Source organism: Catellatospora sp. IY07-71, from assembly GCF_018326265.1.
Lineage (GTDB): Bacteria > Actinomycetota > Actinomycetes > Mycobacteriales > Micromonosporaceae > Catellatospora.
In genome coordinates this window covers 7,091,665-7,103,858 of the sequence record NZ_AP023360.1, presented here as the reverse complement: position 1 = coordinate 7,103,858, position 12,194 = coordinate 7,091,665, and the positions used below count along the sequence as shown (strand labels likewise).

Annotated in this window: 14 protein-coding genes and 1 pseudogene; 8 read left to right on the top strand and 7 right to left on the bottom strand. The window is 73.4% G+C overall.

From position 1 onward, the window contains the following. Positions 1-174: 174 nt before the first annotated feature. Positions 175-462 (top strand): hypothetical protein, encoded by a 288-nt coding sequence (locus CS0771_RS31590; protein WP_212844405.1) that lies wholly within the window; start codon positions 175-177, stop codon positions 460-462. 108 nt (positions 463-570) lie between these two features. Beyond that, positions 571-1,311: pseudogene (locus CS0771_RS31585) on the top strand (class I SAM-dependent methyltransferase); the annotation flags it as partial. 59 nt (positions 1,312-1,370) lie between these two features. On the opposite strand, the gene CS0771_RS31580 reads toward CS0771_RS31585, so the two are convergent. Further along, entirely contained in the window at positions 1,371-1,604 is a 234-nt protein-coding gene (locus CS0771_RS31580) for a hypothetical protein (RefSeq protein WP_212844404.1), read from the bottom strand. A 247-nt stretch (positions 1,605-1,851) separates the two neighbouring features. Here CS0771_RS31580 and CS0771_RS31575 point away from each other — a divergent pair, with 247 nt between their 5' ends. After that, positions 1,852-2,037, top strand: a complete 186-nt coding sequence (locus CS0771_RS31575; RefSeq protein ID WP_212844403.1) for a hypothetical protein — start codon at positions 1,852-1,854, stop codon at positions 2,035-2,037. 35 nt (positions 2,038-2,072) lie between these two features. Continuing rightward, a complete protein-coding gene (locus CS0771_RS31570) occupies positions 2,073-2,441 on the top strand; it encodes a hypothetical protein (protein ID WP_212844402.1) in 369 nt (122 codons plus the stop codon). 42 nt (positions 2,442-2,483) lie between these two features. On the opposite strand, the gene CS0771_RS31565 is transcribed toward CS0771_RS31570, so the two are convergent. Beyond that, complete coding sequence (locus CS0771_RS31565) at positions 2,484-3,299, bottom strand: alpha/beta fold hydrolase (protein WP_212844401.1); 816 nt, start codon at positions 3,297-3,299, stop codon at positions 2,484-2,486. 52 nt (positions 3,300-3,351) lie between these two features. After that, on the bottom strand, positions 3,352-4,263 hold the full coding sequence (locus CS0771_RS31560) for a LysR substrate-binding domain-containing protein (protein WP_212844400.1): 912 nt from the start codon (positions 4,261-4,263) through the stop codon (positions 3,352-3,354). An 83-nt stretch (positions 4,264-4,346) separates the two neighbouring features. Here CS0771_RS31560 and CS0771_RS31555 point away from each other — a divergent pair, with 83 nt between their 5' ends. Then, on the top strand, positions 4,347-5,651 hold the full coding sequence (locus CS0771_RS31555) for an aspartate aminotransferase family protein (RefSeq protein ID WP_212844399.1): 1,305 nt from the start codon (positions 4,347-4,349) through the stop codon (positions 5,649-5,651). A 75-nt stretch (positions 5,652-5,726) separates the two neighbouring features. On the opposite strand, the gene CS0771_RS31550 is transcribed toward CS0771_RS31555, so the two are convergent. Further along, positions 5,727-7,838, bottom strand: coding sequence for a hypothetical protein (locus CS0771_RS31550; protein WP_212844398.1), 2,112 nt, complete (start codon positions 7,836-7,838; stop codon positions 5,727-5,729). A gap of 183 nt (positions 7,839-8,021) precedes the next feature. Here CS0771_RS31550 and CS0771_RS31545 point away from each other — a divergent pair, with 183 nt between their 5' ends. Next, a complete protein-coding gene (locus CS0771_RS31545; RefSeq protein WP_212844397.1) occupies positions 8,022-8,627 on the top strand; it encodes a hypothetical protein in 606 nt (201 codons plus the stop codon). A 49-nt stretch (positions 8,628-8,676) separates the two neighbouring features. Here CS0771_RS31545 and CS0771_RS31540 read toward each other — a convergent pair whose 3' ends face one another. Both CS0771_RS31540 and CS0771_RS31535 read right to left on the bottom strand, forming a co-directional pair. Then, positions 8,677-10,140, bottom strand: a complete 1,464-nt coding sequence (locus tag CS0771_RS31540) for a cryptochrome/photolyase family protein (RefSeq protein WP_212844396.1) — start codon at positions 10,138-10,140, stop codon at positions 8,677-8,679. A gap of 66 nt (positions 10,141-10,206) precedes the next feature. Then, positions 10,207-10,683 carry a DUF4383 domain-containing protein gene (locus tag CS0771_RS31535; RefSeq protein ID WP_212844395.1) on the bottom strand — a complete coding sequence of 159 codons (477 nt, stop codon included), beginning with the start codon at positions 10,681-10,683 and terminating at the stop codon, positions 10,207-10,209. A gap of 129 nt (positions 10,684-10,812) precedes the next feature. Between CS0771_RS31535 and CS0771_RS31530 the strand changes: the two genes are divergently transcribed. Together CS0771_RS31530 and CS0771_RS31525 are read left to right on the top strand one after the other, a co-directional pair. Next, positions 10,813-11,289 (top strand): GNAT family N-acetyltransferase, encoded by a 477-nt coding sequence (locus tag CS0771_RS31530; RefSeq protein WP_212844394.1) that lies wholly within the window; start codon positions 10,813-10,815, stop codon positions 11,287-11,289. A 129-nt stretch (positions 11,290-11,418) separates the two neighbouring features. Beyond that, entirely contained in the window at positions 11,419-11,712 is a 294-nt protein-coding gene (locus CS0771_RS31525; protein ID WP_212844393.1) for a DUF3040 domain-containing protein, read from the top strand. A gap of 71 nt (positions 11,713-11,783) precedes the next feature. On the opposite strand, the gene CS0771_RS31520 is transcribed toward CS0771_RS31525, so the two are convergent. Then, the gene (locus tag CS0771_RS31520) at positions 11,784-12,176 is read right to left on the bottom strand and encodes a cupin domain-containing protein (RefSeq protein WP_212846146.1); all 393 of its coding nucleotides are present in this window, start codon (positions 12,174-12,176) and stop codon (positions 11,784-11,786) included. Between the last annotated feature and the right edge of the window lie 18 nt (positions 12,177-12,194).

Genomic DNA, 12,194 nt, shown 5'->3' with positions numbered 1-12,194 from the left:
CGGGCCACTGCCGGGCGGCTGCGACCAGCGCCGGCGTAGGCGGGGATGGAGATCGCTCCCGGACGTTCGCTTCAGGAATCGGCGTTCACTGCTAACATCGGTATTAGAACATGTGTTCGAAAATCGGTGGGCTGCCGGTGTCCGGCAGCCCGGTCTTCGAAGGGCGGTCGGCGCGTGCAACGCCTCCAGGCAGACAGGATCCGGCAGGGCGAGCTGTCGCAGCTGGTGCGCGACAGCCAGGTGCTGTACGTGGTGCGCCGCGACTGGTCGCATCCGGCGACCCACGAGTTCGTCCTGCCGCGGCTGACCGAGGCGGACGCCGTGCGCGCCGCCGTCGCCGACTTCCGGTACTGGCGGACCGGCCCCATGCGCCCGCGCTTGAGCGTGGTGCGGATCAGCGCGAACGATCTGCGGATCCACGGCCGCCGTTACGACTGCATGGCGCCTGACTGTCCACGATGACCGGCCGATGTGGCCGCGGGGCGGACATCTGATCTACGCTCCAGGCGGCGTCATCGCTCCCCGCACGGGGCGTGGGGCGGCGGCGGCCGGTGAGGCGGGGACATGTCCGGCGGACAGCTGTACGACACCATCGGGGCCGGTTACCCCACGACGCGGCGCACCGAGCCGCGGATCGCCGCGCAGGTGTGGGCCGCGCTCGGCGACGCGCGGACGGTGCTGAACGTCGGGGCCGGCACCGGCTCCTACGAGCCCGCCGACCGCGACGTCACCGCCGTGGAGCCGTCGGCGCTCATGCGCGCGCAACGTCCGGAGGGCGCCGCGCCGTGCGTGGCGGCCGTCGCGGAGAGCCTGCCGTTCGCCGATCAGACCTTCGACGCGGCGATGGCCTTCGCCACCCTCCATCACTGGCGGGACCCGATCGCGGGCCTGCGTGAGATGCGCCGCGTCGCCCGCCGCGTCGTGGTGTTCACCCACGACACCAGCGACGCCGGCTGGCTGCACCGCTTCTGGCTCACCCGTGACTACCTCCCGGAAGCCGGGGCCCTCGTCGCCGGCCGGCCTGTGCTGGACGAGCTGGCCGGTGCGATCGGAGCCCGCGTCGAGCCGGTGCCGATCCCGTGGGACTGCGCGGACGGCTTCTTCGAGGCCTACTGGCGCAGGCCGGAGGCATACCTGGACGAGAACGTCCGCCGCGGGGTGTCGGTCTGGGCGCGGGTCGGGCCGGCGGCAGAACGGCGGGCGGTGCAGGGACTACGTGCCGACCTCGCGTCCGGCCGGTGGGCGGAGCGCAACCGTGAACTGGCCGGTCTGGACGCGGCAGAGCTGGGCCTTCGGCTGCTGATCGCCTGACGCGCCGCTGTCGTGTGATTCACCCGTCGCCGTGCTCGACGCCCGCTGACCGGCGCGGCTCAGGCCCGTCGGGCGCGGTGCTCGCGCGCCGCGCGCAACTGCGCCTCGCGCTCCTGCATACCGTCGTGGAACTCGTCGAAGAAGGCGCCCACGGCGCGGCGGACGCGGCGGTACGAACCATTGGCCACGCGCACGGCCCGCACCGGCGCCGAGCGGCGCACCCGGCTGGTCACCACGGGTGTCGCCGCCGCGCCGAGGACGAACCCGGCGCCGAGCCACAGCAGGCGCCGCATCACGGCCACCGGCCATACGTCAGAGAGCCGTCCTTACCTGGCATCGGATGCCTCCTCGCGTGACCGGGTCCGGGCCTGCGGAGGCGATACCCGCCCGGCGGCGCGATAACCATCGACCCGAAACACCCCCTGCGCCGTCCGTGGTGCTCATGCGCGGGTGTGGCTTTCGTCTCCGGCCTGAGTGGTTTCCGGCGGGATTACGGGCATGGAGGACGGGGATGCAAGAACTCGAACGGAGGTTGCAGCCATGGAATCGATCGCAACGCTGGCAAGCGCACTCGACGTGACGACCGACGACGTGCAGGCGTACGTGCAGCAGCTCGTCAGCCAGGAGGGCGAGGCGGCGGTGGTCGCGCAGCGCGGGACCGGCGCCGCGGAGACGGTGCTGACCGACGAGGCGGCCCGGCGGGTACGCGTCCAGCTGACCCACTGATCCCTGACGGCTCATCGAACCGAGGAGTGAGAACGGTGTACCTACGCTGCCGCACCGGCGACACGGTGACCGATGCCGAGTTCGCGTTCCTGGCCGGGCTGCCCGGCGGGCTGTACCAGCTGCCCCGTCGCGTCACCTGCGACCTGCAGGAAGGCCACGGCCAGGACCACATCGCGTTCGTGCAGTGCCTCGACCACACCGAGCAGAGCGCCTGGTGGCTGACCTGGACGCGCGACGGCCGCTCGCTGATCGAGCTGCCGTTCTGCTGTGACGACTGCACGCCCGCCGACGCCTGCCTGCTGCCCGACGGCCACGACGGGCGGCACAGCCCGCAGCTGACCACGGTGCTCGCGCCGCCGCCGGACCTGCACCTGTTCGCGGTCACGCCCACCCGCACCAGGTGAGCCGCCCGCCGGCCCACGCGGCCAGGTCAGCGGCCGGGCCGGTCAGTCCGTGATGGGCAGTCCGGACAGGAACCGGGAGAGCGGCCGGACGAACTCGTTGTGGGCGGCCGTGGCCGCGTCGTGCGCCGCCCCGGGGACGATGAGCACCTGGCCTCGGGGGAGCGCCTCGGCCAGCGCCCGGCAGTTCTCGGCGAAGTGCTCCGGGCTGCGTGTCCCTGCGGCGAGCAGGATCTCGGCGTCGGCGGCGGCATAGTCGCCGAGCGGGCCGTCGTGGTCCCGGATACGGCGCAGCTCCGGTGCCGCCGCCGGCAGCAGCGCAGCCACGGCGCGCCGCGAGGCGGTGCGCGCCAGCACCCGCTGGGACAGCAGCGCCAGCCCGAACGGGGTGCCGCCGGGACGCTTCGCCCGGCCCAGCAGGGTCAGCGCGAGGGCGTGGTCCCCGGCGGCCACGGCCTGCTCCAGCTCGTCGAGGTCGCCGAGGGCGGGCGAGCCGTCCACGGACACGAGCGGGTCGTACACCGCGATCCGCTCCAGCGGCAGCCGCAGCGCCGCCCGCAGGGCGACGAAGCCGCCGGTCCCGTGGCCGAGAACGTTCGCGGCACCGGTGTGTTCGAGCACGGCGGACAGGTCCGCGAGGTCGGTCGCGACGGTCTCGCCGCCCCGCAGTGGTGCCGCGTCCGCCCGCCCGCGCCGGTCGTAGAGGTGCACGGTGAAACGGTGCTCCAGCGCCTCGGCGAGCCCGTGGTAGTGCGGCAGCGGCACGAGACCGTCGTGCAGGATGACGACGCCGGGTCCGGTGCCGGTCGTGTGCAGCGTGATCGCCGCGCCGTCGGCGGACGTGATCCGGTCGACCCTCATCGACAATCCTCCAGCTGCTAGTGGTGTCTGAACTCTAGGCCGGAGCACGCGGTCAGCGGAGTCCGGGCGACCGCGCGCCCGCCAGGCGGCGCAGCTCCTCCAGCACCACGGTGCTGGCCGTGGTCAGCGCCGATCGGCCCCGGACGGCCGCGTACACGTGCCGGGTCAGCGGCCGCCGCAGCGGATGGGCGGCCACCCGATACCGGCCGTCGACGGCCAGCTCGGGCAGCAGCGACACGGACAGGCCCGCCTCGACGTGCGCCAGCAGCAGCTCGTAACTGCCGAAGCGCCCGGCCACCACCGGCTCGAACCCGGCCTGCCGGCAGCTGCTGGTGACCAGCTGCGACAGGTACGTGCCGGGCAGGTCCAGCGACCACGCCGCCGCGCTCAGCTCGGCCAGCTCGACCGGCGTCCGGGGCACAGCGTGCTCCATCGAGGTCACCAGCACGATGGCGTCGTCGAGCAGCGGGATCGTGCGCGTGTCCGGGTCGAGCGGCAGCGACCCGTCGATGAAGTCGGCCGTCACGATGATGTCGCAGTCGCCGCGGTGCAGCGCCGGATGGCTGGCCTGCGGGTCGAGTTCGGACACCTCCAGCGCGATCTCGGGATGCGTCCGCCGCAGCCGCGCGGCCAGCGGGATCACCAGAGTGCGCACCGCGCTGGAGAACGCGGCCAGCCGCACCGGCCCCACCGGCTGCCCGGACAGGCCGCGCAGGTCCTCCTCGGCTGCTCTGACCTGGTCGAGGATGATGCGGGCGTGCCGGGCGAGCGCGCGTCCGGCGGCGGTGAGCCGGACCCGGCGGCCGGTCCGCCGCAGCAGCTCGGCGTGGGTCTCGATCTCCAGGACGGCCAGCTGCGCCGACACCGCCGACGGGCTCATGTGCAGCGCGGCCGCGACCGCCCGGACCGTGCCCAGGCTGTCCAGCAGGGTGAGCATCTCCAGGCGGGCGGTGTTCAGGCGCATCGTGCTCCTTGTGCACAGACTCCGCACAGCCTATGCGGGTATCAGAGCTGTTCGCGCACAGCGGGCATACCTATCGTGGCGGTATGACGACGACCGAGCAGTTCTGGTCCGACGCGCAGCGCCATCTCGTGCGCTACGGCGGCACGTTCACCCCCGAGATCATCGAGCGGGCGGCCGGCAGCTACGTGTACACCGCCGACGGCCGCCGGATCCTGGACTTCACGTCCGGCCAGATGAGCGCCATCCTCGGCCACAGCCATCCGGCCATCGTGGACACCGTGCAGCGCCAGATCGCGAGCCTGGACCACCTGTTCAGCGGCATGCTGTCGCGCCCCGTGGTGGACCTGGCCCGGCGGCTGGCCGAGACGCTGCCCGCGCCGCTGGACAAGGTGCTGCTGCTCACCACCGGCGCCGAGTCCAACGAGGCCGCCATCCGCATGGCCAAGCTCGTCACCGGCAGGCACGAGGTCGTCGCGTTCGCGCGGTCGTGGCACGGCATGACCGGTGCCGCGGCCAACGCCACGTACAGCGCGGGCCACCAGGGCTACGGGCCGACCGCGCCGGGCAACTTCGCGATCCCCACGCCGAACGCGTACCGGCCGGACTTCACCACCGCCGACGGCGAACTCGACTGGCGACGGCAGCTCGACCACGGCTTCGCCCTCGTCGACGCGATGTCCTCGGGCAGTCTCGCCGCCTTCATCTTCGAGCCGATCCTCAGCTCCGGCGGCATCATCGAGCCGCCGGCTGGATACCTGGCCGCGCTGGCCGCCAAGTGCCGCGAGCGCGGCATGCTGCTGATCGCCGACGAGGCGCAGACCGGGCTGTGCCGCACCGGCACCTGGTACGCCTTCGAGCGCGACGGCGTCGTGCCCGACATCCTCACCCTGTCCAAGACGCTCGGCGCCGGGCTGCCCCTGGCGGCCGTGGTCACCAGCGAGGAGATCGAGCAGCGCGCCCACGAGCGCGGCTACCTGTTCTACACCACCCACGTGTCGGACCCGCTGGTCGCCGCCGTCGGCAACACCGTGCTCGACGTGCTGCGGGAGGAGAAACTGGACGTGCGCGCCCGCGAGCACGGCGCATTCCTGCGCGCGGGCCTGCTGGAGCTCCAGCAGCGGCACCACGTGGTCGGCGACGTGCGCGGCCGCGGCCTGATGCAGGGCGTCGAGCTGGTCGTGGACCGCACGACCAAGCAGGGGTCCGACGCGCTCGGCGCGCAGGTCACCCGCCGCTGCCTGGAACTCGGCCTGCACATGAACGTGGTCCAGCTCAAGGGCATGGGCGGCACGTTCCGCATCGCGCCGCCGCTGACCGCGACCCGGGACGAGCTGGCCCTCGGCCTGGAGATCCTCGACCAGGCCATCGGGGAGGCCGCGCAGGCCTGACCGGTGACGGGACGGCGTCCCGCCGGTCGTGGGCAGGGACGCCGTGCGGCGCGGCCCTGCCCACGGCGCGGGCCGTTATACGACCTCGGCCGACAGCTGTGCCACGCCCTGCCGGAGCCTGGCGCGTAGGGCCTCGTCCCCGGTGATGATCTCGTCGGCGCTGCCGGAGGCGATCAGCCGCCGGTCGCGTTCGGCCAGTTCGCGCAACGTCGCCGCGGCGGACACCGCTCGCATCCGGACCAGGAGGTCCACGGCGTCGGTCCCCGGCCCCCAGCCGTCGCGGAGCGCCTCCAGCACCGGTTCGACGAGCTGCTCCGCATCGGTGCCGAGCTGCCACAGCACCTCGGCGGCCCGCACCCTCGCCTGGCGCAGACCGAGCGCCTCGCGCAGTTGCGGCAGGAGCGGTGCCGCGGCCTCGCCCAGCTCTCGGGCCAGTGCCGCGGCGCTGCCGGCGATCCATCCGTCGAACGTGAGCGCCTCGCGCAGGGTCGGCAACACCGCTTCGGCGTCACCCGTCAGCCGCCATACGACGGTGGCCGCCGCGAGCAGGGTCTGGTGCCGGGCGATGCTGCCGACATTGGAATCCGGTGGGTTCGCCAGCAGGGCGGTGAGCTTCGGCAGCAGCGGCAGCGCCGCCGGTCCGAGCGCGAGCAGGTGCCTGAACTCATGACTGTTGCGGTACGGGCGGTCCAGCAGGGCCGACATGATCTCGACCAGCGGTGCGGCATCGCCGGTGAGCTGCCACACGGCCTGCGCGCAGGCGGGAACGGGAATGGCCCGCAGTGCGGGCAGGGCCGGCATGGCGGCCTCGCCCATGGCGGCCAGCGCGGCACCCGCGGTGTGCGGGGCCCGGCCGAGCGCCGATACGAGCTCCGGCACCGCTCGCTGCGCTGCCGCGCCCCAGCCGCGCAGGATGTGGGTCAGGTGAACGGGCTCGTTGTGGACCGCGATGTCCGTCACCCGTACTGAGCCGAGCCCGGATGCAACGGCGACGGCGACCGTGAGACGGACGCGTACGGCGTCGAGCAGCTCGTCGTCCATCGGGATCGGGTGACCGTCGAGCGCGAGGTGCGCCATCGTGTCCGTGGCGGTGTACGACCTGTGCCCGGCCGCCCAGGCTGCGAGGACCGGTTCGCGCCACCGCGGGTCACCGATCAGCAGCAGTGCCTTCAGCGCGTGGTCGGCGCCGGTCACATACGCGGAGGCCGGGTCGGCGAATCGTGTCGCGGCCGCGAGGGAGTCGGCCAGCGGCGCCGCGGCCGCGCCGGCCTCGGCCGCCGCGCTGGCCGCCGCGCGCCGCACGTCTTCGTCAGGGTCGCCGAGCAGCGGCTCCAGCAGCGGCAGCAGCGCCGGCAGCGCCGACCGGCGGCACCGGTTCAGGTGGGACACGGTGTGCGCGACATAGTGGCGTACGTCCCGACGGGAGCTGTCGGCCAGCGCGGCGAGGACATGGGCCGCGTGGGGCATCTCCAGCGCGTCGACCGCCTTGTCCAGTGTGTGCCGGGGCCACACGGATCCGGTAAGGGGAGTCCCGTCCCGCCACGCGCTGATGATCGCCTCCGGCACGGCGGCGGTCACCGGGCGGCCCGAACGCAGGTGGGCGAACACGGCCGCGGCCTGCACCGCCGGCTCGCGGTCGTGCAGGCAGAGATCCACCCGATTCGCCGCGCCGAGCGGATCCAGCCGCGCGGCGGCGGCCAGCAGTGACGCCCGCACCAGCGGCTCGCTCTCGACGTCCGCGCGCCGGTGCAGTACGGGCAGGATCTCCGCCGCCGCTGCCCCGCACTGGCCGAGCAGGTACGCCGCGGTTTCCCGCACCCGGACGTCGGCGTCGTCGAGCAGCGGCATCACCCGCCCCGCCTCGGCGGCCACGGCGGTTTTCACCGCGAGGGCGGAGTCGCCGTACGCCAGGTCGGGGTCGGCCATCGCCCCGACCAGACCCAGCAGCCGGTGCCGATCGCGGCCGCCGGGCCGCAGCGCCAGGCCGATCAGGAACCGCACGGCGGGCGCGGAAGCCGAGTAGACCGTGCCCTGGTGGAAGATGCTGCTGCACAGCTCGAAGTGGGCCTCGGCGAACGTGTCCGGATCGTCCGACGCGACGCCGTGCAGCAGCTGCGGCACATCACCCGCGTCGCCGTAGGCGTGCTCCAGCGCGGTCCAGTCGATCTCGTCGAGTCCTTCGAGCATGGCGGCCACCATACGGCCCGGTGCCGACAAGGTGCCGCCCGTGCGGTGACCTGCGGGACAACCCGGCCACAGCCCAGTGACAACCCCGGCGGCGTTCCCTGAGTCCGTGGCCGGGTCCGCCGGCCCGTTCCCGGTACGCAAGCCGCGGGTTCACCGGGATGCCGCGGCAGGACGGAGCCCCTGATGTCCACATCGCTCAGCCACCTGACCCGCCGGCTCGGCATGCTCGGCGCGCTGACCGGCGTCGCGCTCGCCGCCGGGCTCGCCGTCGGCGCCCCGGCGCAGGCGGGCACCACGCTGCGGGTCGCGACCGTGCAGTGCGTCGAGGAGACCGACGAGGTCGGCGACGACAGCCCGTACTTCCTGGTCTTCGCGGCCAGTACCACCAACCCGGGGGCGACCGCCTTCGGCAGGTGGGGCCCCGGCGGCTGGGACGCCGAGGTCGCCAGCGGCGAGACCTACTACCCGAACGCCTCCATCGTCAGCGGCGTCAGCAGCGGCTGGCTGCTCATCTCCGTGATGCTGGAGGAGGACTACGACAACGACCTGTCCGCCGGCGAGATCACCTGGATCGGCAACAACATGTACAACCAGTACCAGATCTCGTTCTGGAAGGACGCGGCCACGCGGAACTCCGAGCTGCGCAACACGCTGCGCAACACGACGAACATGTACCTGAGCAACGACGAGCTGGTGGCCACGGCGGCGACCACGGCGTCAGTGAGCGGGACGTGGGCGACGTACGTCGGCGACGGCGGCAACTACAAGGTCAAGTACACCCTGCCCTGATCGGCGTGACGGCGGCCGGTGCCTGCGGGCCACCGGCCGCCCGCCCGTGTCACGGGGCGTGCGAGCCGCGCCGGCGCTCCTGCTCGGCGACCTCGGGCAGGTCGGCCAGCCGGTCCAGCTGCCGCAGCGGCTGCGCCAGCCGGACGTTGCCGGCCAGCCGTTCCCGGTTGCGGTCCAGGAACGCCCAGTACCCGGCGGTGTACGGGCAGGCGTCCGCGCCGAGCCGGTGGCGCGGGTCGTAGGGGCAGCCGCCGCAGTAGTCGCTCATCCGGTTGACGTAGGCGCCCCCGGCCGCGTACGGCTTCGTCGTGATGGCACCGGCGTCGGCGTACTGGCTCATGCCGATCACGTTGGCCGTCATGACCCACTCATAGCCGTCGACGAACGCCCGATGGAACCAGTCGGCCAGCTCGCCGGGCCGCCAGCCGCGTTGCAGCCCGTAGTTGCCCAGCACCATCAGCCGCGGGATGTGGTGCACCCAGCCACGATCGCGCACCCCGGCGAGCACGTCGGCGAGGCAGCGCGCCTGCACCGCGTCGGCGTCCAGCTCGGCGAACCAGCCCGGCACGGTGCGCCGGGCGCCGAGCCGGTTGCGGTGCCGGTACTGCTCCCCGAGATGCCAGTACAGGTGCCAGATGTAGTCGCGCCAGCCGATGAGCTGCCGGATGAACCCCTCGGCGCTGGCCAGCGGCACCCGGCCGGCGCGATACGCCTCCTCGGCCCGGTGCACGGCGTCCAGCGGGTCGAGCAGGCCCAGGTTCAGCGGGGCGGACAGCATGCTGTGCGCCAGCCACGGGTCACCGGCCAGCATCGCGTCCTCGTACGGCCCGAACGCGCCGAGCCGGTGCCGCACGAAGTGCCGCAGCCGTGCCACGGCCTCGGTATGCGTCGCGGGGAACAGCCGGGGCCCGTCCCGGCCCAGGAACCGGATCCCCTCCGCCTCCCACCGGTCCAGGTCGGCGCGGACCCGGGCGTCGATGTCGTCCTCGGTGGGCAGCGGCGGCGCGGGCACGTCGAGGTGCCCCGAGCGCGGTGGCGGCTGCCGGTTGTCCGTGTCGAGGTTCCAGCGCCCGCCGGCCGGCTCGTCGCCGTCCATGAGCACGTCGTGCAGCACGCGGGCGTGGCGGTAGAAGTCCTCCATGCGCAGCCGCTTGCGCCCCCGCGCCCACTCGGTGAACTGCTGCGGGCTGGACACGAACCCGCGCGGAGCCAGCAGCTTGATCCCGGCCGCGCGGACCAGGTCACGGGCGGCGCGCGACGTCGGGTGGCACACCTCCAGCGGCTCGCTCACCTGGGCGAGGGCCTCGCGGTAGGTCTCGGCCTGGACGAACACCGCCTGGCCGCCCAGCTCGGCGGCGCGGTGCCGCAGCGCGGACAGCACCAGGTGCGCCTTCTGCCGGTGGAAAACCCGGCGGCGGAACACGGCCTTGGACTCCACCAGCAGCACCGGCTGCTCCGGTGCGTCCAGGAAGTGTGGGCCGAGCTGGTCGGCGAACAGCCAGCGGCGCCGCATCCCGCCATTGTCCGGCAGGCGCCGGTGGCCTGCGGCGCGACGCGCGAGCAGGCCCCCGGCCGGCGCTCAGATACGCACCCGTCCGCGGTCCGTGTCGTCGACCGTGCGCCGGGTCAGCAGCAGGCCGAGCCCGATCATGCCGACGGCGAGCAGGAAGTGCAGCCAGTTGTCGGCGGTGTTGACCGGGACGAAGTTGGCGGCGCTGGCCTGGTCGACCAGCAGGCCGTACAGCCACAGCAGGCCGTAGACGACACCGCCGCCGATGAGGTACGTCCGGGCGGCGGGCACGGTGCGGGACATGATCAGCCCGGCGACGCCGAACAGCAGGTGCACGATGTTGTGCAGCACGGACACCTGGAACACGCCCAGCAGCATCGCCTGGGACTGGTGCCCGGCGACCTGCATGGTGTCGTAGTTCGTGGTGAGGCCCGGGATGAACCCGAAGATGCCCACGAGCAGGAACACCACGCCGACGACGGCGGCGGCGATGCGGACGGGCGCCCGTGCGGCGACCCGCGTGGTCGTTTCGTAGTGGCTGGTCATGATGCTCTCCTCTGCGTTCCGGCTACGGCGGGAGTACCCGGACGGCCGGAGGAAAACACGTCTGCCCAGCTCATGGCTGGTATACGGGCAGTGCCGGAACCCGGCGCGCGGGACGCTAGCATCGCGATCATGGCGGATTGGGAGATGCGGTCGGCCACGGAAGCCGACGTCGAGGTCGTCGCCGAGCTGCGGGCCGTGGTGCTTCGGGCGGACCTGGAGCGGCTCGGGCGCTACGACGATCAGCGGGTGCGCCAGCGGCTGCGCGACGGGTTCGCCGCGGCGAACACCTGGGTGATCGAGGTGGACGGCGGGTTCGCGGGCTGCGTGGCGTTGCGGCCCGCCGCCGAGGCCCACTGGCTGGAGCACTTCTACCTCGATCCGGCGGTGCAGGGCCGGGGCGTCGGCGGGGCTGTGCTGCGTACGCTGCTCGGGCGGTGCGATCGCGACGGGATCCGGGTCCGCCTGATCGTGCTGCGGGGCAGCGCGGCCGCCCGGCTCTACGAACGCCACGGGTTCACCCCCGAACGCGAGGATCCGGTGGACGTCGTCATGATGCGCGAGCCGGTCGCCCTGCCCGCTGAGGCGGTGCCTGCCCGACTGCCCTGATCCGGAGCGGCGACCGGCCGCCACCGGGTTTGCCGACCTCCCGCATGGGTACGCCGAAGCCCAGGTCAGGGCGGCAACCGCGACCGGCGGGGGCGCTGCGCGGCAACCGGCGGTGGCGGGAGGTGCCAGGTGTCTCTCACTCCGGAGGAGCGCAGGCGGCTGCGGGACATCGAACGGCAGTCGGCCCGTGACGACCCGGCTTTCGCCCGGTCGATGAGCGGTGAGCACCCGGAACGCGAGCGGGCGCGGCTCGCTCGGCGGGCATGGCCCTGGGTCGCGCTCGCCGGCCTGGTGGCGGCGCTGGCGGTGGCGGTCGTCGCCGGGATCGGCCGGGGGGTCGCGCTGCTGCTGCTGGTGATCGCGACGTGCGCGTTCCTCAGCCTGAGCTCGTGGGGCGGGCCGCCGGAGCGGGGCGGCCGATGAGGCCGAGGGCGGCACCGCCGGCAGCCGCGACTGGCGACGATGCGGCGGTGCCACCCCGGCCGGTCGCCGGATCAGCGGGTCGGCGGCTCATCCCGGCCGGCGGCCTCGGCGGCCTCAGCCTCCTCCTTCGTGGCGTGCACGACGCCGTCGGCGTGGTCGGGTGGGCCGTAGACCGTGTACAGGACCAGCGGGTTCACGCCGGTGTTGCGGAAGTTGTGCCGCGTGCCAGCCGGCACCGCGACCAGATCACCCTGGGTGACGTGGCGGGTGTCGCCGCCGACGATCGCTTCGCCGGTGCCGCTGACGAAGGTGAGGATCTGGTCGTTGTGCTCGTGCACCTCCTCGCCGATCTCGCCGCCGGGCGGGATCGTCATGATCACCAGCTGGGTGTGGCGGCCCGTCCACAGCACCCGCCGGAAATCGGCGCTCTGCTCGGCGACGGTGGCGATCGTGAAGTGGGTCATGTCAGCCATCGGTGGTTC

Coding starts and splice junctions, on each gene's coding strand:
- CS0771_RS31580 (WP_212844404.1), bottom strand. CDS start 1,604: ATGCGGCGCCTGCTGTGGCTCGGCGCCGGGTTCGTCCTCGGCGCGGCG.
- CS0771_RS31575 (WP_212844403.1), top strand. CDS start 1,852: ATGGAATCGATCGCAACGCTGGCAAGCGCACTCGACGTGACGACCGAC.
- CS0771_RS31565 (WP_212844401.1), bottom strand. CDS start 3,299: ATGAGGGTCGACCGGATCACGTCCGCCGACGGCGCGGCGATCACGCTG.
- CS0771_RS31560 (WP_212844400.1), bottom strand. CDS start 4,263: ATGCGCCTGAACACCGCCCGCCTGGAGATGCTCACCCTGCTGGACAGC.
- CS0771_RS31555 (WP_212844399.1), top strand. CDS start 4,347: ATGACGACGACCGAGCAGTTCTGGTCCGACGCGCAGCGCCATCTCGTG.
- CS0771_RS31550 (WP_212844398.1), bottom strand. CDS start 7,838: ATGCTCGAAGGACTCGACGAGATCGACTGGACCGCGCTGGAGCACGCC.
- CS0771_RS31545 (WP_212844397.1), top strand. CDS start 8,022: ATGTCCACATCGCTCAGCCACCTGACCCGCCGGCTCGGCATGCTCGGC.
- CS0771_RS31540 (WP_212844396.1), bottom strand. CDS start 10,140: ATGCGGCGCCGCTGGCTGTTCGCCGACCAGCTCGGCCCACACTTCCTG.
- CS0771_RS31535 (WP_212844395.1), bottom strand. CDS start 10,683: ATGACCAGCCACTACGAAACGACCACGCGGGTCGCCGCACGGGCGCCC.
- CS0771_RS31530 (WP_212844394.1), top strand. CDS start 10,813: ATGGCGGATTGGGAGATGCGGTCGGCCACGGAAGCCGACGTCGAGGTC.
- CS0771_RS31520 (WP_212846146.1), bottom strand. CDS start 12,176: ATGACCCACTTCACGATCGCCACCGTCGCCGAGCAGAGCGCCGATTTC.